The organism is Saltatorellus ferox (genome assembly GCA_007751475.1).
In the GTDB taxonomy this organism is placed as follows: domain Bacteria; phylum Planctomycetota; class UBA1135; order UBA1135.
Window position 1 is genome coordinate 3,486,387 of sequence record CP036434.1, and the last position, 22,504, is coordinate 3,508,890.

The window sequence follows — 22,504 nt, forward strand, 5'->3', positions numbered from 1 at the left end:
GGCTTCTACTTGCCGCCCGAGGGCGAGTCCGAAGGCACCTCCCGCGGCACCTCCGCAGACATGCGCTGCAGGTAGCGCAGCGTCGTGATGAGACCGACCCGAGCGCACCAGCCCATGTTGTGGGGCTCCTTGTCGGTCGTGTTCTCCGGGGTGTCGCCGCTGGAGTGGTAGTGGATGTCGTAGTCCATCAGGACGCTCTCCCGGTCCCGCCACGACTCGCCTGGCATGCCCGCCGTTCGGGGATGCTCGTCCGCCTGGCCCCATGCGCTCGTGAACATCGTCACGGAAGGGAACTGCTCTTCGCGGAAACGCTTCCAGCCCGAGAAGAGGTAGCTGTCGGTCCCGCCGAGACTCTTGTTGGTGGCCCAGTTCTTCGGGAACCCTGGCTGGTCCGCGAACTGACGAAGGACCTCCGCGGCCAGTAGAACGTAGGGCTGAGTCGCTGGAAGGTCGTCGGGCTCGATGTGGAGTCGCTCGCCTGTCGTTCCGTAGCCAGCCTGGTCGAAGTTGAGGACGGCGAGCACGCCTCGTCCGAAGGCGGAGTCGCGGTAAGCCTTCGTGGAATGGATCTCGGAGCCCCAGATCGCGAAGCGAACTTCCACGGGCGGTGGCTGGATCTCGCCGGCCTCGATCGCTGCCTTCCAGGCGCGCGCCATCTCCAATACGATCGCGACGCCGCTAGCGTTGTCGTTGGCGCCGGGGCCGCCGCTGTCCGAGTCGCCGTGGGCGCAGATGAGTACGTGCCCGATCGAGGTGGATGGGGTGGTGTCGCCGATGGAGGGCAGCACCGAGACGTCCCACTCGTTTCCCGAGTCGTCTCCCGAGGGCGCAGGCGCCAGCGTCGCGACCACGGTGATCGGTGCCGCTTCCTTGACGGTCGTCACGAGGTGCCAGTCGATCGTCACCGCCTTGCCCGCTTCGAGCGCAGCACGTAGTCGCGCTGAGTCCGGCTTGGAGATCCCGAAGACGGCCACGCGCGCTTTCTGGCGCCGGGCGTGGGGGCGGCACATCGGCCATTCGCCGTCGGCCGTGGTGGCGCCGGAGTCGAGCACCACGGCGCAGGGTTCTTCGCCCCGTGGCGTCGCGCTGAACCCCTCCGCGAGGAGGGCTTTTCCGGGCGTGGACTCGAGGCTGAGTTCGACTTTTTGGCCTGCGCCAGCGGGCGAGAATCCGAGCGGCCAGGTACGCACAAGGGCCCAGTCCGGTTCCCCTTCGATGTGGGCGACCACGCTCCAATCCGTCGCCTCGTGGCACCATTTCGCGGGTGCGAGGACTCGCTCGGTCGGCAGACCGAGCCCCAGAAATGCCTGCTCGAGGTAGGTGGCCGCCGCTTCACCCGATTCGGTTCCGCCCATGCGGGCGCCGAGGGCCACGAGTTCGCGCACCGTTCGAGCCGCCCGATCGTCGCTCACTCGACCGGCGATCGCCAGCTCGACGGCTTCCGCAGCGCTCACGCCGGCGTTGACGAGGACGGGTGGACCCAGCGGGAGTTCTTCCTGGATCGCCGACGTGCAGGGGGGAGCGGAGCGACCCGCGCTGGCCGCGCCCCCCGCCGAGCCTACCGTGGTGAGAAGCACGGCCATGAGCAGGGGGAAAGGAAGGGGCGATCGGGTTTCAGGCATCGGAACTGGCCGTTGAAGGAGGTCGCTCGGGGTGGCCTGACATTCTAAGCTGCACCCATGCAAGTTCCACGGCAACCCACCCGTTCGCGCGGTGCCTCCACGTCTGCCTCCGCCCTTGGGCTCGCTCTGTTCCTGGGAGCGCCCGTTCTCTTCTTCAGCGCCGGCTGTGTCGGCCCGAATGCGGACGAGGACCGTCCGGAGGTCCAGGAAATCCTCCGCGGCGAACTGCGGGACAGCTGGGAATCCGAAGCCGCGCCCGGCGAGTATCCGACCGCCGGCGAGCAGGAATACGGCGGTCCCTTCTGGACGACGTTCGAAGACAGCGTACTGAACGACCTCGTCGTCGAGGCTCTCCAGCACAACCACGACCTCATCGCGAGCGCGCAGCGGCTCCGGGGTGCCGCGGCGAGGAGCCAGGTGGCAAGGTCGGCGCGGCTTCCGCAACTCGACGCGAATGCACAGTACGCGCGCACGAAGAACATCTTCGTGGGTCTTCCGATTCCCGGCTCGACCGGGCCGCTTTCGGCTCTGTTCAACCAGTGGAACGTGGGGCTTGGCGCGTCGTGGGAACTTGACCTCTGGGGCAAGCTCTCCGCATCGGTGGACGCTGCCGACGCCGAGGTCGCCGCATCGTTCGCGGACCTCCAGGGAGCCAGGCTCAGCATCGCGGCGCAGGTGACGAACTCCTGGTTCGCACTGCGCGAAGCCGCTCAGCAGCTGGAGCTCGCCGAGCGCACCACGAAGACCTACGAGGACAGCGCCCAGGTCGTGCGCGATCGCTTCGAGGCTGGCCTGAGCGGTGCGCTCGACCTGCGGCTCGCGGAAGCCAACGTATCGACGAGCGCAGCGTCGGCGGTCGCGGCGCGTCGGAGCTACCGAGTGGCTTCCCGGCAGATCGAGACGCTCCTCGGTCGCTTCCCCGGCGCGGAACTCGAGTCGGTGGAGGACTTCGGTCCGATGCCGCCTGCCGTGCCAGCGGGCGTACCCGCGGACGTTCTCGCCCGTCGGCCTGATCTCGTCGCCGCGGAGCATCGCATGACGGCAGCGGAGTCTCAGGCGCGCGCCGTTCGTCTCGACCGCTGGCCAGCGCTGGCTCTCACCACTTCGGGAGGTCGCACGAGCAACATGTTCGATGATCTGCTCGATGGAGACTTCACGATCTGGTCCATCGCCGGTTCACTGACCGCGCCGCTCTTCGACGGCGGTCGTCGTCGCGCGCGTATCGACGAGGCGCTCGCCGAGATGCGAGCGGCGCGCGCGCAGTTCGCGGCGCTCGCGCTCAACGCCTTCTTCGAGGTGGAGAACGCTCTGGACGCGGAGCGGCTCTTGCGCGAGAGGCTCGGGTTCTTGAGTTCGGCGGTGGAGTCAGCCACGGAGGCCACCTCGCTGAGCGACGAGCAGTACAAGGAAGGACTCGTCAGCATCGAACTCGTGCTCGAGTCGCAGCGTCGCCAGCTCGTGGCCGAGTCCGCGTATCTTGCGGCGCGCCGCGAGCTCTACCAGGCGCGCGTCGATCTCCACGTGGCGCTCGGCGGGGACTTCATGGTCGAGTCGGAGGCCGGGGAAGTGGACGTGGAAGCCGTCGGCGAGAACGTGCGAAGGGATGCAGAAGGAGAAGGTGACGCTTCCACAGAGGTGGACTCCAGCCTTTGACCGGAGGGGAGTCAGTTGGCCGATCCCCCTGGTTGATCCCGGCGGTGGCCGTCATGTGCCTGGTCTGGGGAACCACCTGGTACGTGATTCGTGAGGGGCTCGAACACATGGAGCCCCTCGGAAGCGCGGGGCTGCGCTTTGCCGTGGCGTCGCTCATCATGGTCCCGATCGCCGGGAGCATCGGCCGGCGTGAGGGCGGCACCGCGCCGACGCCGCGGTTGATCGCTGCCATGGCGCTCGGCAACTTTTCGATCAGCTATGGGATCGTGTACTGGTCGGAGCAGACGCTGCCCTCGAGCCTCGCCGCGGTGCTCTGGGGCATCTATCCGATCTTGACGGCGCTGATCGCCCACGTGTACCTGCCGGGCTCGCGGATCCAAGGCTCACAGTGGATGGGTCTCTTCGTGGGGTTTCTCGGCGTTCTGCTGCTCTTCTTCACCGACATCCGGGCGGTGGGTGGCGACGCTCTCCTTCGGGGGAGTGTGCTGCTGATCAGTCCTGTCGTCTCCGCGTTCGGCACGCTCTACATCAAGAAGCACGGCGGCGGGGTGAGTTCGGCGCTTCTCAATCGGGCTGCGCTCGTGTCAGCCGCGGTGATCCTACTCACGGTGGCCTACTTCGTGGAGGGGAGAGTCGTGCTGCCGACGGAACCCCGCGCGGTCGGCAGCATCGTGTACCTCGCCGGTATGGGGACCGTGCTGACCTTCACGCTCTACCTCTGGATTCTTCGGACATCGAGCGCGGTATCTCTGTCGTTGATTGCCTATGTCAACCCCGCGATAGCGCTCTTGATCGGCGCGGGGATCGGTGAGGAGCCGGTTACCGCGTGGACCTTGTCGGGCCTCGCGTTGATCCTCACCGGCTGCGCATTCGTCTTGCGCAAGCCGGGCACGAAGCAAGTCGCGCCTCAGGCGCTCCAGCCTGCCGGGACCCAGCAACCCCTCCCCGATACCTCCAGTTGAACGAACGATGAGCTCGAACGAGCCCAATCCTGAAAGCCTGGCGGCGTGTCCATGCTGTGGGCTGGTGAGTCACGTCGTGCTCGCGCCTGGCGTCTCGCCTGCCTCGCTGACGTCTTCCGGCTCCTTGACCGCACGCTGTGGGCGCTGCGGTGCCCGCTTGCCCCAGGTGCACGGGGCTGCGTCACGCGCCGATGATGTCTCGCGCCGCGTCGCGGCCGTGGCGATCGCCGCCCTGGTGCTCTTTCCGCCGGCGGTCACGCTCCCGATCATGCGAATCGAGGAGATGGGGCACAGCAGCAACGCGAGCATCTGGAGCGGCAGCCTCGGCCTGCTTCGGCACGGTGACTGGTTCGTCGGTGGGACGGTCTTCCTGTGCTCGATCGTCTTTCCGCTGCTGAAGATCGGTGGTCTTCTCGCCATCACGGTCGGGCGGCGCTCGCTCCAACGGCGCGCTCGTCGCTGGAGCTGGCGCATCGTTGACCTGTCGGGACGCTGGGGCATGCTGGACGTGCTGCTCGTGGCCGTGGTGGTCGCCTGGGTCAAAGTGGGCGACCTCGTCGAAATCTCGCCTGGTCCCGCAGCGTTCGCCTTCACGGCCGTCGTCCTCCTGAGCCTCTTGAGCGCGGCGCTCTTCGATCCGCATGCGCTCTGGGCAGACGCTCCCCTGACGCCGTCCAGCGGTGATCCAGAGTCTCCCCACACCTCTCCATGAATCCTTCGAATCCCATCCCGGCGACGTCCATCCCGGTGGCAGTCGCCGCACCGGAGCCGCGTCGCTCGATCTTTCGGCACTTCATCTGGCTCGTGCCGCTCGCAGCGCTCGCGGCGTCGATCGCTTTCACCTGGATCGGCGCGCGGGATCAGGGGCCAGTCATCGTCATTCATGCGGCGCACGGCTACGGCGTGGGAGAGGGAGACGCGGTTCGCTATCTGGGCATCGACGTCGGGCAGGTACGTTCCGTGATGCTCGGCTCGTCTTCGGGTGATGAAGCGAGCGTTCGAATGGAGGTTCAGCTCTTCAAGGACGCGACGGACCTCGCGCGCGCCGGCACCCAGTTCTGGGTCGTTCGGCCCCAGCTTTCGCTCGACTCGATCGAGGGGCTGGAGACGATCATCGGTGCGCGCTACCTCGCCCTGTATCCGGGCCCGAAGGACGCGGAGCGGCGCACTCAGTTCACAGCGCTGGCCGAGCCTCCACTGGAGGATGAGATCCGCGGCGGTATGGGGCTGGAGATCGTGCTGGAGGCGCCGACGCGCTTCGGGATCCAATCCGGCGCCGGGCTCACGTACCGCGGTGTGCGCATCGGGACCGTGATCGCGGTCGGCCTCGCCAGCGATGCGACATCGGTCGAGGTGCGCGTCCGGGTGCGCGAGGCCTACGCCCAGCTCGTGCGCGAGGGCTCAGTTTTCTGGGAGACAGGAGGGTTCGAGTTTGGTCTGTCTCTCACGGGTGGGCTCGACATCGATCTCGATTCGCTCAAGACCGCGCTGATCGGAGGCGTCGCGATGGCGACCCCGGTCCCGAGCGGTCCAGCCGTGGCCACGGGGACGCGCTTCCGCCTGAACGCGGACGCCAAGGAAGAGTGGCTCGAATGGGCTCCCGCTCTACCCCTGGGTAGCGAGCTTCTGCCGCCGGGTGTGGCGCTCCCGCGACTGCTTCGGGCGACGTTGACCTGGGAGGAGGGGCGCATTCTGAGGACCAAGTCGACGATTGCAGGCTGGATGCACGCGACGACCGGTGGGCTGGTCGGGCCGTGGAATCTGCTCTCCGTGCCGGAGGATGCCCGCGGGGAGAAGGCCGTTCTTGCGGTAGCCGGTCGATCGTTCGAGATCGGAGAACTCACCGTCCCTGAGATCGAAAAGCTCGGGGAGAGCCCCATGGGTAGGCTCGCCCCGGGGTTGTTCGGGGAGGAATGGAGCGGCCTCGCCCAAGGGAGCGGCGCCTCCGTCAAGGGGGTCCCCGAGCGCCGCGCCCTTTATCAGCCGGAGGACCTCATCCTCGTTCGGGACGTCGGCCGTGATCCCCTCGGCATCGACAGCTCACGGCTCCGGATCCAGGGCGACCGCGTGACCGTCGATCGGCGTATTGCGATTTCCTCGGATTGGCACGGAGCGCTGGCCATGGCGAGGAGCGACGGCGCCGTGGTGGGGGTCGTCACCGTGACGGACGACGATGTGGCGATTCATTCCATCCCGTGACGACAGAGGCGCTTCCCTGCTTGGAAGCAGGGAGGCCCTTGGGGGTTTTCCCTCGCCCCTGTGCGAATTCCGCACGGGTTTCTGGACGAAAAGCGGCTGGACTCGGAGCGCCTTCCCGAAGACTGTCCTTGGAAGGAAGCCATCGGGGAGAAGCGCAGCTTCTCCCGTCGGGAATGGAGGCCTTTGGCCGAGGATCGCGTCGAGTGGAGTTGGAAGCCGGCTCTGTAGCCCTTAGCAGGAGGCACAGCGCCGAGACCCATCGCCCCATCCATGCAAGGCCAAGGCGTCCAGTCAAAAGAACGGGCCCCGCGCACTGAGCGCGGGGCCCTTTTTCATTCCTCTGTCCCGGCCCAGCCAGCCCAGCCGGCCCAGCCGAGCTGGGAAGGCAGTTCATGGCTCGATCAGTGGCTGACCCGGACGGCCGCGGCCGCGGTCGCCCCGCAGGCTCCTCCGCCCGAGGTCGAGGCGGTGCAAGCTGGATCATTCGAGCCGTCGCTGCACGAGGCGCCGGAGCAGCTCTCGTCGTGATGGTCCCACGATGCGTTGCCGCACGCTTCTTTCCTCGTGGCGAGGCTCGAGCGCAGATAGCCCGTGCCCGGCTGGCGACGGACCCAGTACACCGCGTCGATCTCGTTGCCGCTGGCGGCAAGGCTAGCGAGCCTCGCCTCCGTCTCCTCGATGGATCCGTTCGCGAGTTCGATCTGGCGGCGTGCCCGGGTCAGGATCGCGTCCAGTTGATCACTCGTCGTCGTCCGTCCCTTCGAGTCGATACCGAGGGGGATGGCGCCGAGTTCACGGAATCGACGAACGGTCGAGCGCATCTCGGTGTCGAGGCTCGGGTCCGTGCTGTCCGTCAAGATCAGCACCCTCGCCATCGAGCCGAGGTTCGAGAGCTCCGTTTCCGTTGAAGGCGGCAGCCTCCGCGCAGGCGCGAACGGGCGAAGCGAACTCGTCTCGGTCGACGGGAGCGAGCGCTCGGCGGCTTCACGGTAGCGCGCTTCCGTGTCGTCCTGGTCCAAGAACCGAAGCGCTTCGTCGAGGGAGCCCGGGCGCTGCATCTCGGCGCTGTCGTTCATCGTTGCGCCGACGGGCATGCCGTGCACATTCTGCTCGTCGATCGACGCGATGCCGCCGGCGATCCCACCGAAGACCGCGAGGGTCGCGACGACGCGCAGCATGCCGCGACGCTGACTACGGAGATTCTTCTTCGCCTCGAGGCGCGCATCGCGCGCGGCCTCCGCCTGGACCCTGCGCTCCTCGGCAGCCGCAGCGCGGCGGGCGCGTCGTCCCGCTGGCGAATGGTGATGGGCCACGCTCGCGAGCGACTCCTTCATCCGGCCGAGGCCACGGATCTCCGCGGTCATGCCGAAGGCGTTGATTCGCTGGATGTCCTCGTCCGCGTCACGGCTCCCGTGGGAGGCAGCTCCAGACGATTGCCCTGACGGCGGCGGCGTGAAGGACGCTCGTTCGGCGCTGGGCTCGGACCTTCCGTGAACGGACGGAAGATCTGCTGGCCGCACCGTGAAGGGGTCCTCCGCCAGGACGAGCACGTCGATATCGCGTGCCATGGCGGCGGCGCTCGGATAACGCTTGTCGACATCGGCCATCGCGCGGCGCACGATCCAGCGAAGCGCTTCCGGCGTCCGCTTCGAGATCGACGAGAGGGAACCGTGCGCGGGGAAGCTGTTCTCGATCATCGAGTACAGCACCGCGCCAGCGCTGTAGAGGTCGAACTTGACGCCGTCGACGTCCTTGACGCGCTTGCCCGCGAGCGCGAGGCGAACGAGTTCCGGATCGCGGAAGAACTCGGTGCCGTGGGTCGTGAGCGTGAGCGCGGACTCCAGCGGCGTGACCAGCCCGAAGTCCACGACCTGGAGCCTGCCGCCCGCCACGAGGAGGTTGGACGGCTTCACGTCCTTGTGCCAGAGGCCTTCGCGGTGGAAGCGACCCAGTTGATCGCAGAGGTCACGGCTGTAGGCGATGACCTTCTTGAAGTCGGGGTCGGAGAGACCGTTCGGCCCGCTCATCGCGTGCATGCGCCGGGTGACCTGATCGAGATCTTCGCCCGGCACGAAAGGCATCACGTAGTGGAACGAGCCATCGCCCAGTTCGTGCTCCAGGATCAGGCCGAGGTTCTTGGCGGCCTCCAGGGAGCGGCTCTCGCGGACGATCTGTGGGATGGTCGAACCGTAGCCGAGATCGAAGGCCTTGATGACGACGCGCTGGGGGACGGAGAGGCCGCGCCGCTCGAGTTCCTTCGCTCGGGCGTCCGTCGGGATCGCGCAGAAGAGGCGCGCACCGGAGCCGCCGGCCTGAAGTTCTTCCTGGATCTGGTAGCCCTCGAAGGCGGGGGCGGCGGGCTTCTGGCCACGGCGCGGGAATGGGGCGTTCGCAACGGAGAAGCGACCCGTGCGCGGCTCTCGATCGACCACGTCGGGCAGACGACGCTCGATGCCGTCCGTGAGAGCGCCCAGGCCGAGGAGGCGCACCGGATTGCCGAGGCCGATGCGATACAGGCTGGCGAGCGCGCCGGTGAACTCGTCTTCGACGGCGCCGGCGTAGTGCTTGCCGGCCTTCCAGCGCAGGAGTCCGAAGCTCGCGAGGCACAGCGGCAGGATCAGGCAGAGCGTCAGAAGGCTGCCCGCGAACTGCGTGACGTCCCTGACCTCGGAGATCGCGAACCTGGCGACGTGGCGAACCAGGCCGGAGACGAGCTGGATCCCGCCACCGAGCAGGGCACCCAGACCCTTCAGGATCTGGACCAGGACCCAGATAACGAGTACCGGGACCGTGAGGACGACGACCGTGCCAAGGGCGAAGGCGAGGAATCCTAAGAGCGGTTGGGCCATGGGAGGAGTCGGAAGGAGAGTGTGCGGCAGGCGGGGAGGTCAGCGGGGGCGCCTCGATGGATCAGAGGCTCGATGTGCCAGGGGCTCGGCGGCCAGAGCCGTCAGGCACCCGAATGGGTCAGGCCCCGGGCGCCGAGGGCTCGGCGTGTCGCCGTCGGGCGGCGATTCGGCCGTAGATCTCGGCGATGGAGTCGTCGAAGGTGGCGTCCTCCGTCTTGTTGGGGATTCGCCCCAGTCCATTTCGCTCCATTTCCTGCCATTCGTCGTCGGAGAACGAAAAGCGCGCGAAGACATCGAAGAGGAGCCCCTGGAGCAGGGTCCTGGAGCGCGCGAGGCGGCGGCTGACCGTGGGCTCGCTGGTCCCGAGCGCCTCGGCGACCTCTCGGCCGCTTTGTCCCTCCAGAATGCGGAGGCGGAACGTCTCGAAGTCGAGCAGCTCGGCATCGCGTTCCAGCTGACGGAGGGCGGCCTCCACCTTGGCGTCGAAGACCTCCAGCTCGTAAGCCTCGTCCGGGGTCGGGAGGCCGGAACCCGGGTCCATCCCTTCCAGGCCATCGAGGGCGAGCGGTTTGACGCCGCTGCCGCGCTTCTGGGCGCCGCGGCGATCCATCTCATCGCTCAACGTGTACTTCGCGATCGCCAGGAGCCAGGTGGAGAAGCGTGCGCCCCTGGAGGGATCGTGGCGATCGATGGCTCCGGCCAGGGCCACCATCGTGTCCTGCGAGAGGTCCTGGACCGTCTCCACGCCGATGCGTCCACGGCCCCAGCGAGAGAGCTGGGATCTCAGAATAGGACCAAAGGTCTCCCAGAGCTCGAACCAGGCGGCGCCGTCGCGGGCGCGGAGGCGTCCGATGAAGTTGGTGGTGAGGTCGTGCAAGGAGGGCAGGAGGGGGCTGGAGAGAGAATCGGCGATGGATCCAGAGGGCGCCGAGGGCCGGTGGAGCCCGTTCCGTTGGCCTACGCGAGGCGGTCATCCCTATTCCATAGGAACCCATGGGGCGGCATCCGGCGGTCAAATTCGGAAGATGTTCGGGCACTTTGCGCGTGGGACGTGAAACGCCAGGAGCGGGTTTCCCAGGAACCCGGGTGAGGGCCCACTCCCGGGCCCGCTTCCCGAGACTCCTCCTGACGAATCCAAGAACATGTGCTTCATCTTCAAAACCCTCTTCCGCACGGCCGCCATCGGAGCGGCGCTCACCGCAGCCGTCGTCGGCGGCTCCGCGATGATCGTCGGCCCGGATCGGGTCGGTGCCATGGCGGATCAACTTCAAACCCGGATCGAGCAGACGTTCGACGCCAACCTCGATGACCCCGCGGCCCTGGCTCGCCAGATCGCCCAGGCCAAGGAGCAGTACCCGGCCCGCATCCGCGAAGTCCGCCAGGACCTCGCCAGTCTGCGGGACGAGCGGGTTCAGCTCGAGCAAGACCAGGCGGTCTCCGAGCGGGTCGTCGTGCTCGTCGATCATGATCTCGCGAAACTCCTGCCCGAGGTCGAGAAGGTCCAGACGGCGCTGGCGGAGGGCGCTCCTCGCGCTCAGCTGGCCTCCGTCAGCTTCGATGGTGAGGAAATGAGCTACCGTCGAGCCAGCGCCAAGGTCAAGGAGATCGAGCGGACGCGCATGGCGCATGTCGCGCGTGCGGCCGACGCCCAGCACAACCTCAAGTATCTGCGCAACCAGGAAGAGCGCTTCGAGGCCATCCTCGACAAGCTCGAAGAGGAGAACGCTCAGTTCGAGGCGCAGCTCGCCCAGCTCAACAACGAGGTCAAGTCGATCGCTCGAAACGAGCGCCTGATCAAGATGCTTGAGGCTCGTCAGTCGACGCTGGACGAAGTGGAGACGTTCGAGGCCAGCAGCCTCGATCAGATCACGACTCTGCTCGAGCGCAAGCGCCTGGCGCAGGAGCTCGAACTCGATCAGCTGGCCAGCACCGTGGAGTCGATCGACTACGAAGAGCTCGCCAGGTCGGAGCTCACCGGCAACTGATCTTCCGAGCGGACCTCTCGGAACGCTCGATCCCGCCCGCGCGGTGACGCTCCTTCGGGGGTTTCACCGCGCGGGCCTTTTCGTGGACGATGCGATGGGCGTTGGCAGCCATCCGTTCGGCCCAGTCGATCAGAACCCAGGTGGCCAATACCCAGGTGGCCAGTACCCAGGTGGCCAGTACCCAGGTGACCAGTACCCAGGTGACCAGCACCCAGAACGGGTCGGACCCTGTCCGCCCGAAGGCGAACAGGGTCCTGAGTGTTGCGGGGGACGCGCACAAGTGCGCACCCGTCGGGCGCACGTCTTATCGACGCGTCCCCTTCGTACCGTCACTCATCATCTGATCACCTCCTTGTCTAGAACATCCCGCCCGAGCTGTGACATGCACGGGTAGGGCTACGGAGACAGGCCCTGGCGTCCCTGGGCCACATGCTTCGATCATGGGGAGGCGAGCCCGTGAATGCAAGGCCAAGAATCCCGGTAGATCCGGACACGGTCAAAGCAGCGCAGGCCAACCGCCCCGGAAAGGGACGGCTGACCTGCGCTGTAGACTCGAGCGGACCATGGGCGCGCTCAGCCACTTGAGGGCGGCTTGATCAGTTGTTGGTCCAGCCGAAGCCGAGGGAGCTGACGGTCGGAACCGCGCCGGTCGCGACGTTGCTGATCAGCGAGATACGCACCTGGAAGAAGCGTGCCCCCTGGAGCTGAGCCGTATCGTTGCGCCAGTCCAGGCTGTTGCCGAGGAACGAGACGTTGTCGTTGATCTCGCTATCGCCCGTCATCGGATCGAACATCAGGTAGCGGAACGAGGCATCCCAGCACGAGGCGTTGCCTCGCCTGTTGAACTGAACGTCCTCAGGTCCGCCGTCGTAGTTCTCCGGCAGTTCTTTGAAGAAGTCGCCGTAGGGGTCCATCTTCTGACCGTTCTCGCGCTCCGGCGAGCCAGCCTGGATCTCCGCAGAGGATCCGCGGTAAGCCAGCTCGACCGCGGTGCCCTGGGGCTGATCGAGGAGCGTGGGGAAGATGACCGGCGCGACGATCGACGGGTTGCTGTAGCTCGCGTCGTAGTCCGTGTTCGGGTTGCCGGCCCCCGGGTTGAAGCTCGAGGGATCCACAGCCGCGAAGAAAATCGACGTCAGTCGGTTGACGCGCGAAACGAGGTCGAGGGCACCGTAGTAGAGCACGTTGTCGAGACCCGGGATCTCTGCACCAGGCGGCTGCGAGGTCGGGTCGTAGCCTCCGTTGGCGATCGTCTCGAGATCGGGGTCGATGATGTCGAGTACGCCAGCCTGGTTGGTTCCCCCGGCGCTATACGCGCGGAAGAAGGGCTGCATGCTCGCGTTGGCCAGTCCGTGGGCGAACGTGTTACCCGAAGAGGCCGTACCGCTGTTGAAGCAGCGGAAGTCGAGTAGGAGGGGAAGAGCCGCCGTACGCATCTGACCCGGAAGGTAGAGCGGGTTCTCCAGCACATCAGGCGACGGGGGACTCGGGATCGGAGAGAGAACGGGGCTGTTCGGCGTGGAGCAGTCCTCGCCCATCATGGTGACCACGGCGTGGCGGGGGTGCTCGAGGTTGACCTCCCAGTTCCGCAGGGGCGGAGCACCGTAGATGGTGTTGACGCCACCCAGGGTCATGATCGCCGTATCGCGCCAGGTGTAGAACTCCTTGTCGACCTCGGCCACACCCTGGTTCATGGGCAACGGAATCAACGTGGTGCCGTTGGGCGTGAGGCTCTGGTCGCCCGGATTGATGGTGTAGCCACGCTCGCGCGGGTGAACTTCTTCCAGGGGATCGGCCGTCTGATCGAGGAGGTTCTCGGTGAATCGGTTCTCGATACCGGAGCTCGCGTTCAGCAGGGCACCGTTGCTGGTGACCTCATCGGGCAGCGCCTTGGAATGGGCCATGTACATCGTGAAGTCGGGGTACGACTCGAAGATGGGGTTGCTGCCGAGCGGGCTGAGATAGGCGGCCTCGACGTCCACGTTGAGACGGTTGATATCCAGGCCCTTGGGGTAGTCGCCGTCTTCGTAGAGCGACAGACCGAAGTCGATGTAGCGCCAGACGAACTGGGTCCGTGCACCCCTCGGGTTCAGCGGGAGCTGCGTGCCAGGTCCCGGGACCATGGCGCCCGGGAGCGGTTGGTCCGTCGTCACGAAGACCTGCTCTCGAACGACGGGGCGGGGCCGGAGGCGCTCTCGCGCCACATCAACGCTGCCCTGTCCGTTCCACTCGAGCTTGGGAATCCGCTCGGTGAGCACGTCGGAGGTGAGGTCAGCGAACGGTGCTTCCTCGTCGAGGCTCGTGAAGCGAGACACCCGGCTACCGCTCTGCTGAGTCGGGGCGGATTGGAGGACCGAGTATTCGATGGGGCTCAGGAGCGCAGACAGCGGGTTGCCGGCCAGGTCCTTGGGAGCCAGGTCTCCTTCGCCGAGGCTCAGGAAGAACGTCTCGACGGTTCCGTTCGTGTGTTCCAGCGGCACGATGGGCAGGAACGAGTACGTCCGAAGGTTGAGATCTCCCCGGAGTTCGCCGGCCACGTAGTCCGCAGCCTCCTGCGCGACCACCCTGCGCCGCGTCAACTTGATCGACTCGTAGGGCTCCATCTCGTCGCGGTTCATCGGCTCGCTAAAGCGGATGGCGAACTCGGCGTTCGTGGTGATGTCCACGTTCGGGGCATCCGGGAATCCGAACGAGTTCGGCGTCACCGTCACGAAGCACTCGGGGCGGGTCAGGTCATCGCTGTCAGGGGCCGAATCGTAGGCCGAGGCGTACTGCGCCGCTCCCTGGCCGTTTCCGACGAAGCCTGCGGCGGGATCCGCGGCGAACTGCGCCGGGACGGGCTCGAGGACCCTGACCTTGACGCTGGAGGCAACGCCGGTCACGGGGTTGAAGGCACCGGAGTCCAGGCTGCCTGGAATGGCGCTATTCCTGAGGACCATCGCCGAGATCCCCACGCTGGTGGTGAGGACGTCTCCCTCGACGGGCCTCTGGGCGCAGAGGGTCGAGTTGAAGGTGATCGTCGGGATCGTGAACGCCATCGGATCCGAAGCGTCAGGCTGGAACACGCCCGCGAGATTGGCGCCCTGGGCGCCGATGATCTGGGGCATCTCGCGATCGGGGAGGAAGCCGCTGAACGGGTCACCCGTGACCTCGGCCAGTCCACCCGAGCGGAACGCGCGAACGACGTCCCGCGTGCTGCTGCCGAAGTCGAACGTGCCGTTGTCGTTCGTGACGACCGGATGGTTGCTCGGGTTGCTGAGCAGCGGGCTCACCTGGCCCACGGGCTTCACCGTGGGGATCCTGACCTGAATGTTCGCGAGTGTCGCGCTCAGGCTGGCGGGGAACCCCGTGAGGTTCGTGGCGATGTTGGTGGCGAGGGACTCTGCCGGCGAAATCGCCGGGTCGATGATGATCCGCGTGGGGTAGAACTCCGCGCCCGGTTGACCATCGAAGTCCGCGAGAGCGCCGAAGTTGGGGTCCGGGAAGATGCGGGCGAAGAAGGGGATCACCGGCGGGTTGCCCTGGATGACCTTGATGGAGGTCTGGGGCGTGATCGTGGCCGGATCGATGATGTCATCGAACTGAAGCACGAACGCAGCGTTCCTGGGCACCATCGTGTAGTTACCCGTCCCCACGAAACCGAGATCGGTCACCGGTCGAACGCCGCCTGCGGCCTCGACGAGAGCGTCGATGAATCGCTCGCGCGGGCTCGTGCCGAGGAAGGGGTCGACGGTGGTGTCCGTCACGTCCTCGGCGATGCAAAGGGTCTCCATTCCGTTCACGGGATTGGTCGTGAGCGTGAACGGTGCGGACCAGGTACTGGCCTCGCGGGGGTCGATGACGAAGTCCGTGTGGACGACCTCGATGATGGCTCCTGCGGCGTCACACGAAGCCACCGTCACGAGACGCCCGTAGTACTGGCGCGCCACGTGCACTTCGGTCGTGAGCCCGCGGAAGCTCGAGTCCACGAAGAAGTTGCGCGAACCGTCCGGAGTGGACGCATACGTGCCCTCCGGCACCAGGTCCGCGTTCGGGGACTTGGTGTTGTTGCAGCCGAGCGTGGCGAAAGCCAGAGCCGCAGCCACCGAGGTGAGTGCGGTGCGTGTGGGGTTGTGGGTCCGGTGCGTCATCTTGGAGATTGTCGTTGCGAAACCCGGCGACGGATTCGGCAGGGGCTCCGAACGGAGCGGTGAGCCGAGGGGGGTGTCGACGGTTGTGCGGGTCAGAGCCTTGCGCTCAGAATTCAGGGCTTCGTCACTCAGCGTTTCCTCCGTCGGAATGACGGTCGAAACGAAGGAGGAGACTCTTCGAAGGGGGGGAGCGGTCGGTCGAGGCGGGTGGTGGGGAGGGGCCAGGTCCGGAGGCGGGGGTCCCGTGAGATGATCCCAAGGGGGCGACCCCGAGGGAAAGATCATAGCGGCGGGAATGTCGTATCTGGGTCCTGTCTGGAACCTTCTGATCTTGGATGGACAGCAAACGGCATTCCAGGCTCCGCGGGGCGGGAGCCCGCGCAGGTCGCACGGCACGGGTTTTGGGGATCCTTGCTGAAGCAGAGACGCCAGGAGCGCCACTGGCGCGCGTCAGGTTAGGGTTGTCATGCCATGGAGGCAAAGGAGTCGGCGCACGAATGAACCGTAGCCCCCACAGATCGTGCGGTTTCGCACCTACCGACCCAAAAAGCTCGGTTCACGACCGCTCAGATGCGATTCTGTCGGAGGAATCCGTCGTTTTTGCGCCTGACGACACGGCCAGGGGCTGCCTGGCCTGGGTGGTTGCCTCCGGATTCGCGCTTCTCGCGCTGGGATTGGCGCTGGCCCACGCGCCCGTTGCGGGGAGCCTGGATGACGCCTTCGTGGTGCTTTCCGACGCGAGGGCCACCTTCCAGGGGGTCGAGCCAGGGCTTGGTGCGCCTGATGCGCAAGGCTTTTTGGGAGGTGCACGAGTCGAGGGCTCCACCAGTCTGCTGGACTGGGCCATCAAGGGCATCGGCCTCGAGCTGGCTCCGGCCATGGATCCCCTGCGTTTGGCCGGCTGGCTCGGGCTCGGCTGGTGGATCGCTGCGGTCCTGATAGCGGTTCGAGCCGCCGTTCGCTGGACCGGCTCTGCGATCGTTGCCGCCGCGGTAGGGGGCCTCGTGGCATGGTCCCCCGGTCTCGCCGAGTCCGCGGGCTACCTGCTCGAGGGCCCGCTCTTCGCCCTCCTGTGGATCCTTGCGCTCGTGGCTGCGGTGGAGGCTCGGCCTGCGCTCTGTCTCACCTGGTCTCTGCTGCTCGCGGCGGCTCGTCCGGAAGGACTGGCGCTGGCTCCGATCCTGGTCGGCTGGGCCGGCGGGCGGCAGAGTCTTGCGGCGGGCGTGCCCTTCGGAACCGGCGGCGTTCGATGGGCGGCGGCCTGGCGCTGGGCCGGCGCTGGCGTGCTCGCCGGGGCTCTCATCACGGCGGTGCGCTTTTGGCTCTACGGGGACTGGCTGCCGAACACCTTTCACGCGAAGTCGTCGAGTTCACGCTGGAGCGAGGTGGCTGACGGTGCGCGCTACCTCCTTCAGGTCCTGCGCAGCGACGCAGGGCTCTCGGCCGCAGCGGTGGGGCTCTCCTCCGCCGTCCTCGCGGTCCTCTGGCTCACGCGTCATCCCGAGGCCGAGCCCCGTGCGCGGCATTCCACGCGCTCGGCCGCCCGCGGATTGCTGGCGATGGCTGCTCTGTACGCGCTCGGCGTCCTCGTGTCCGGGGGCGATAGCTACATGGGCGCTCGGCTCTTCATGCCCATCGGGCTCCCCGTCTGGCTGGCCCTCGGCCTCGCTGTGGCGGGCCAGACTCTCCGGCGCTCTCTCGCAGCGCTGGCGCTCCCCCTGGTGGCCTGTTTCGCCTCGGCGGTCGGAGGATCGCTCGACGCCCGGCGGCCCTGGCAGGTCTTCCCCGACGCCGTGCAGGCCCTCGCAGCCGGGCCCGTCGGCCTCGAAGCCTTCGAAGGCGACGAGGAGGTCTTCCGTGCGATCGCCGCCGCTCTCGCGCCAGACGAAGTCTTCGCGCATCTTCACACGCAGCGATTCCGATGGTTCGAGCCCGCGACGCCGGTTCTGGATCTGACGGGTTTGACGGATCGCGAGGTCGCGAGACGACCCGCTTCGGGTCCGGTTCGCTTCGGAAGGACGGCCATCGAACTCGCGCTGACAAGGAAAGTGGGGGCCCTCCATCTCGACCCGTTACGCGGTCGCGTCACCTCGCTCGTGGATGCGCCCGACCTCGCAGCGGCGCTGTCCAACCCCGCCATGGCCCCTCGCTATTTCGGCGAGCCCTACTTGCGAGCGGAGCTGGCGGAGGCACTCAGTCAACACTACCTCGCCGCGAGTCGTCGGCTTCCGAAGGGCGCGGGCTACTTCAACCTGCTCGTTCGTCGTGATCTGGCGGAAGCCTTCCGCGCGCAGGGATTCCGGGTCGCGAGGGGGTGAAGGCGCGTCGCGGATCGATCGCTACTTCGAGTCCGCGCCCGTTCGCACACCGTCATCGACTTGCGTTCCCGCGGCCAGCGAAACCGTCCGCCTCGCCCATTCCATCGTTTCTCGGAGTCGAGGCGTCGACACGAACTGGGGCTCTTCCGCGAGCTTCGACGCCTTCTCCAGGTTGGAGAGCGCCTGGGCCATGTTGGCGCGCTGCACGGAATAGCCGATCGCTTGCAGTGCAAGGATGAGCGGATGCTCGCCGCTCATCCCCGTGACGCGACGGAAGTTCTCGATGAGGGAGAACAGGTTGGCGTACCTGCCCGTGCGGACCGTGAGAATGAGTTCGGCCTCGAGCATGAAGGCATCCTCTGGAGTGATCTCGAGCGCCAAACCGACGGCTTCCCGGGCGGCGAAGTAGGCGTCTGGTTCCAGGTCGTCACGGCGACAAACCGAATCCGCCTTCGCCCCGAGTTCGTCGGCCAGCACCTTCAAGAGCGCGCCGCGCGCCAGATCGTTCACCTTCGCCGACTGGATTCGGATCGTCTTGAAGCGCGTGCAAAGCATCTGCAGCGCACCGCCCATGTCTCCAGCCTGTTCGAGCTGATCCCCTGCGCTACGGAGCGTCTCGACATAGGCCGCAGAACTCTCCCCGTGGGTTCGCTTCGAGAGCGCGACTTCGCGGCGCAGCAGCTCCTTGGCCTCGTCGCTGCTGACCGCCGTGGGCGCATCCATCGACGCGCGATTGATCAGTCGCAGTGCGGAGAGTTCCAGGTCCACCGGTGCGTCGGCCACTCGCAGCAGGCTCTGTAGAACCGCTCGTGCCTCGCGGGCGGCGCCCGCCGGTTCGCCCACGCTGAGAAGCCAGCGACCGCACTCGATGTGCTTGCGCAAGACGAAGAGACTGGTCGTGGGGAGAGCCTGTTCGTAGGTCTGCAGCAGCTTCTCCCACGCCACCATGGCCGCCTGCGTGGCCTCTGGAGCGCCGCTGCGACCGTGAACCTGCACCAGGGCCTCCAGAGCTTCGGCCCGGAGCTGCCGATCCTCGGCGCCCGCGGTCTGCGCCACCCGGTCCGCCGTGATCGCCACCTCCGCGGCTCTCGCCAGCTGGTCGTCGTCGAGCAGCTGCTGAGCCAGCTCGATTCGAGCGCTGTTGAAGGCCGGCGTGCCAGGCGCGGAACGCACCGAGTCGGCGGCCACGGCCGAAGCGAGCTCCTGCTGCGCTTCGTCCCGCTGTCCCATCCTCGCGAGCTGCAGCCCTAGCGCCGCCCGCGCCAGATCCGTCTCCTCGGCGTCCTTGCCATGGATTCGAACGGCGGCCTGCAGAGCACGCCTCCGCGCTTCCAGGGACTCCGCCATCGCGCCTCGCCGTCCCAGGCGGTCTGCGAGGGTCGCCAGAGCATCGACGATGATCGGTGCGTCGGGCGAATAAACGCGCGCGATGCGCCGCTCGATATCGGCGGCCGTATCCTCGAAGCCACCGACGGCCGTCACGTCGTTCGCGGCTTCCAGAACGCTTTGAAGCACCATGCCCTGGTCTCGCTTCGAGCGAAGGGAGCCGATCGAAACGGCGACCCCCGCGAACGCTGCCGCGAGAACGGCCGCCGCTGCCGCGACGGCGACGCGGTGCCGGCGGACGAACTTGACCGAGCGCCGCACGGAGCTCGGCGGACGCGCTTCGATGGGGCGGTTCTCCAGCGCCCTCTGCACATCGCGGGCGAGCGCTGCTGCGGATTCGTAGCGCTGGTTCCGATCGCCTTCCAGCGCACAGAGCACGATGTGATCCAGGTCTCCACGAACCCTGGAGCGCAGCTCGGAGGGGGAGGCCTTCCGGGCCTTCGCGGCCTCCTCGAGGCCCTTGCGCGGCGCGTTCAGTCGCTGCGACGGAGCGAGAGGCTCGAAGTCGCGCAGGAAGCTCGCCAGATCCGCCGAGCTGGCTCGGACGTCGTCGGTGGAGAGCGGCGTGACGCCCGTGAGTAGTTCGTACAGAATCACGCCCAGCGAGTAGACGTCCGCGCGAGTATCGATGTCCGCGCCGCCGGTGGCCTGCTCCGGGCTCATGTAGATCGGCGTCCCGATGATCTGCCCGAGTTCCGTGAACATCGAGGCTTCCGCGGCATCCTCGCCGGTGGCTTTCGCGATGCCGAAGTCGATCACCTTCGGGATGATGCGGCCTTCGACGCGGGAGGCCAGCACGTTGGAGGGCTTGAGGTCGCGGTGGATGATTCCCCGCTGGTGAGCGTGCTGCATCGCATGGCAGAGGTCGATGAAGACTCGGCAGCGCTCCTCGACCGAAAGTCCCTCCCCGTCGCAGAACCTCGTCAGGTCCTGTCCGGAAGCCAGGTCCATGACGAAGTAGGGTCGTCCGTTCGTGGTCGAACCTGCATCGAGTACCCGGGCAATGCAAGGGTGATCGAGCATCGCGAGGGCCTGCCGTTCGGCTTCGAACCGCGCGATGACCTGGCGGGTGTCCATGCCGAGCTTGATCACCTTCAGCGCGACCTCGCGGCGAACGGGTTCGGTCTGCCTCGCCTTGAAAACGGTGCCGAACCCGCCTTCGCCGAGGAGTTCGGTGAGCTCGTACGGGCCGAGCCGCGTTCCGATCTGCGCGTCGATCAACGCGTCGCGCCCGGAGTCGGGCTCCTTCTCCATGGCGAGCAGCGCCCCTTTCTCCAGGAACGTGCCCGAGTTTTCATGGGCGGCGAGCAGCGCGTACACTTCGGCAAGCAGCCCGGCGTCACTCCCAGCGGCGTGCTTCAGCCACGCCTCCCGCGGTCGGCCCGCAGGGCGTTCGAGTGCCCCGGCGAACAGGGCTTCGATGGCTTTCAGCGGGTAGTTCTTGCCCATGGAATCAATGGCCTGACTCGGAATGATCAGGCGCCGAGCTCGTCGGCGTCGGCGTCGGAGTCGGCGTTCGGTCGGGCGGACAGGGGATCTTGATTCTCGGCTGCGGGGATCGCTCCCAGCTCCTTGAACAGCCACGCGCGTGCGAAGGCCCAGGCGCGATCCGCCGTCGCGCGGGAGACCCCGAGCACCTCCGCAGCCTCGACGATCGAGAGCCCCCCGAAAAACCGGAGCTCCACGATCCTGGCGCGTTCGGGGGAGATCTCCTTGAGTCGCCCGAGGGCCTCGTCCAGCTCCAATACGTCGACGTTGTCCGGCAGCACCACGAGTTCGTCAGGCTCGATATCGGCGCGCCCGAACGCTCCGCCGTGCCGCAAGCTTCGACGCTTGCGCGCCCGCTCGATCAGAATCCGTCGCATCGCCTCGGCCGCGGCACCGAGGAAGTGAGCCCGGTTCTGGAAGTCGAGCACATGTTCGCCGTCCTCGTCCCGACCCGTGATGCGCATCCAGGCTTCATGGACCAGTGCGGTGGCCTGGAGAGTCTGGCCGCGCTCCCGCGCGATCTTCGACGCCGCGAGCCGGCGAAGCTCGCCGTAGACGGCTTCGATGAGCTCATCGCTGGCGTCGCCGTCTCCGGTACGAAGCGCGTGAAGAAGTCGTGTGACGTCGGACATGGGGGATGGGACCAGCCTACGAAAGAAGCGGCGGACCATTCACGGTGCCGCCGCTCTTTATCGGGCCGACTGGAAGGGGCGTCCGAACCCGGAGGCCGCGTTGTCTTCTTACTCGAGCGTGACCCTCAGGCCCCGGCTGAAGTTCGAGGTGGGACCCGAGCCGCTCGTGTCCCGGTGCCAGAACTGATAGCGCCATACTTCCCCGACCACCGCCGCCACCGCGCCGTTCGGCTGGGGAATCGACCCCGTGTCGATCGCGAGGTCGACCGCGCCAGCGGAGCCGCTGGAGAGCACGTTCCCGACGTAGCGACCGGTCCCCGCTCCGACGCACAGGTTGCCGCTGCCGCCGCCGGCGCCCGTGACGTACGCCTCGTTGCGGGAGACGATGTAGTAGCCGAGGACGTGGTTCGGAAGCTGCTCGGTGCGGAGGGTCACATCGTTCTCGGCCAGCGAGGGATGCCCGATCGCGCTGACCACGGATGCCTGGCCGCTGCTGTTGTTCGCGGCGACGCAGTAGGCCTCGCCGAAGCGGCGGGTCGACTCGGGCGCCGAGACGTCGGTGGCGCCGGCCGCGCCAGGCAGATACAGGTGGAAGCGGTCCATCTTGAAGCCGAAGGAGCGTCCGGAGAACTCGATCCGATGGGTGCCTGGCGTGAGGACGTAGCTGGCCTGGGGCTGGTCGTTGTGCGCCAGATCGAAGCGCGACTCCCAGGTCCAGGCGCCGACGCTGCCCGCCATGTTGGAGAACACCTTGATCCAGGGATCGCTGTCCATGCGAATCCAGACGTCGTTCTGCTCGGTGGGGTCCGGGTCTTCGTGGCGGTTGTGGACCGAGAGGATCCACTCACCCGCCGTCTCGATCTCGAAGTCGAAACCGAGGATGCCGGAGGCCCCTGGCGAGAAGAAAAGGTCCGGTCCGTCCCAGCGGAAGTAGCCGTCGCCGGTGTGCCCCGGCGTGATCGTCGAGAGCGTCCAGTCGTCGATCTGGGGCGATGATTCGAACTGGATCGCGACGAGGCCGTTCTCCTCCAGGAAGGTGCCCGTCTGGGCGCTCGCGGTGGCGCCCGTGATGGTCCCCGTGATGGTCCCCGTGATGGTCATCGTGGCGAGACCGAGGAGCCCCATCCCGGGGTGGAAGCGTGCGATGCGTGATGCGGATCTGCGTGAAGTCATGGCAGCGAAGGTGTGGAAGGACCGTGCGGTATCAAAATATGGCTGACTGGCGTGATCCGGGCCGAGAACCGCCGAGGAATCCGTCGGGCATCGGTGAGGTCGTCTTT

The 22,504-nt window shown here is 67.0% G+C and carries 14 protein-coding genes; 6 read left to right on the forward strand and 8 right to left on the reverse strand.

Features of this window, described 5'->3' with window-relative positions:
* Positions 1-5: 5 nt before the first annotated feature.
* Positions 6-1,577 (reverse strand): M28 family metallopeptidase, encoded by a 1,572-nt coding sequence (locus Poly30_RS12455; RefSeq protein ID WP_419191302.1) that lies wholly within the window; start codon positions 1,575-1,577, stop codon positions 6-8.
* Positions 1,578-1,679: 102 nt separating this feature from the next.
* On the opposite strand from Poly30_RS12455, the gene Poly30_RS12460 reads away from it, so the two are divergent.
* The 4 genes from Poly30_RS12460 (at position 1,680) to Poly30_RS12475 (ending at position 6,436) form a co-directional block, all read left to right on the forward strand.
* Positions 1,680-3,275 (forward strand): efflux transporter outer membrane subunit, encoded by a 1,596-nt coding sequence (locus tag Poly30_RS12460; protein WP_145197743.1) that lies wholly within the window; start codon positions 1,680-1,682, stop codon positions 3,273-3,275.
* 32 nt (positions 3,276-3,307) lie between these two features.
* The gene (locus Poly30_RS12465) at positions 3,308-4,237 is read left to right on the forward strand and encodes a DMT family transporter (protein ID WP_145197746.1); all 930 of its coding nucleotides are present in this window, start codon (positions 3,308-3,310) and stop codon (positions 4,235-4,237) included.
* Between the two features lie 64 nt (positions 4,238-4,301).
* Complete coding sequence (locus Poly30_RS12470; RefSeq protein WP_419191303.1) at positions 4,302-4,949, forward strand: paraquat-inducible protein A; 648 nt, start codon at positions 4,302-4,304, stop codon at positions 4,947-4,949.
* Positions 4,946-6,436 (forward strand): MlaD family protein, encoded by a 1,491-nt coding sequence (locus tag Poly30_RS12475; protein WP_145197750.1) that lies wholly within the window; start codon positions 4,946-4,948, stop codon positions 6,434-6,436. Before Poly30_RS12470 ends, Poly30_RS12475 begins: the two co-directional genes overlap by 4 nt.
* A gap of 401 nt (positions 6,437-6,837) precedes the next feature.
* Here Poly30_RS12475 and Poly30_RS12480 read toward each other — a convergent pair whose 3' ends face one another.
* Together Poly30_RS12480 and Poly30_RS12485 are read right to left on the reverse strand one after the other, a co-directional pair.
* Positions 6,838-9,285: a protein kinase domain-containing protein gene (locus Poly30_RS12480; protein ID WP_145197752.1), complete on the reverse strand. Its 2,448-nt coding sequence runs from the start codon at positions 9,283-9,285 to the stop codon at positions 6,838-6,840.
* 118 nt (positions 9,286-9,403) lie between these two features.
* Positions 9,404-10,162 (reverse strand): RNA polymerase sigma factor, encoded by a 759-nt coding sequence (locus tag Poly30_RS12485; RefSeq protein WP_419191304.1) that lies wholly within the window; start codon positions 10,160-10,162, stop codon positions 9,404-9,406.
* A 265-nt stretch (positions 10,163-10,427) separates the two neighbouring features.
* On the opposite strand from Poly30_RS12485, the gene Poly30_RS12490 reads away from it, so the two are divergent.
* Complete coding sequence (locus tag Poly30_RS12490) at positions 10,428-11,270, forward strand: coiled-coil domain-containing protein (protein WP_145197757.1); 843 nt, start codon at positions 10,428-10,430, stop codon at positions 11,268-11,270.
* Here the strand turns inward: Poly30_RS12490 and Poly30_RS28415 are convergent.
* Positions 11,257-11,481, reverse strand: a complete 225-nt coding sequence (locus tag Poly30_RS28415; RefSeq protein WP_419191305.1) for a hypothetical protein — start codon at positions 11,479-11,481, stop codon at positions 11,257-11,259. The genes Poly30_RS12490 and Poly30_RS28415 overlap by 14 nt on opposite strands.
* Before the next feature lie 385 nt (positions 11,482-11,866).
* Positions 11,867-15,400: a hypothetical protein gene (locus Poly30_RS12500; RefSeq protein WP_145197759.1), complete on the reverse strand. Its 3,534-nt coding sequence runs from the start codon at positions 15,398-15,400 to the stop codon at positions 11,867-11,869.
* Between the two features lie 638 nt (positions 15,401-16,038).
* On the opposite strand from Poly30_RS12500, the gene Poly30_RS12505 reads away from it, so the two are divergent.
* On the forward strand, positions 16,039-17,718 hold the full coding sequence (locus Poly30_RS12505) for a hypothetical protein (protein WP_145197761.1): 1,680 nt from the start codon (positions 16,039-16,041) through the stop codon (positions 17,716-17,718).
* Positions 17,719-17,739: 21 nt separating this feature from the next.
* Here the strand turns inward: Poly30_RS12505 and Poly30_RS12510 are convergent, their stop codons facing one another.
* The 3 genes from Poly30_RS12510 to Poly30_RS12520 form a co-directional block, all read right to left on the reverse strand.
* The gene (locus Poly30_RS12510; RefSeq protein ID WP_145197763.1) at positions 17,740-20,553 is read right to left on the reverse strand and encodes a serine/threonine protein kinase; all 2,814 of its coding nucleotides are present in this window, start codon (positions 20,551-20,553) and stop codon (positions 17,740-17,742) included.
* A 26-nt stretch (positions 20,554-20,579) separates the two neighbouring features.
* Complete coding sequence (locus Poly30_RS12515) at positions 20,580-21,224, reverse strand: ECF-type sigma factor (protein WP_145197765.1); 645 nt, start codon at positions 21,222-21,224, stop codon at positions 20,580-20,582.
* Positions 21,225-21,332: 108 nt separating this feature from the next.
* Entirely contained in the window at positions 21,333-22,397 is a 1,065-nt protein-coding gene (locus Poly30_RS12520) for a hypothetical protein (RefSeq protein ID WP_145197767.1), read from the reverse strand.
* Positions 22,398-22,504 lie beyond the last annotated feature (107 nt).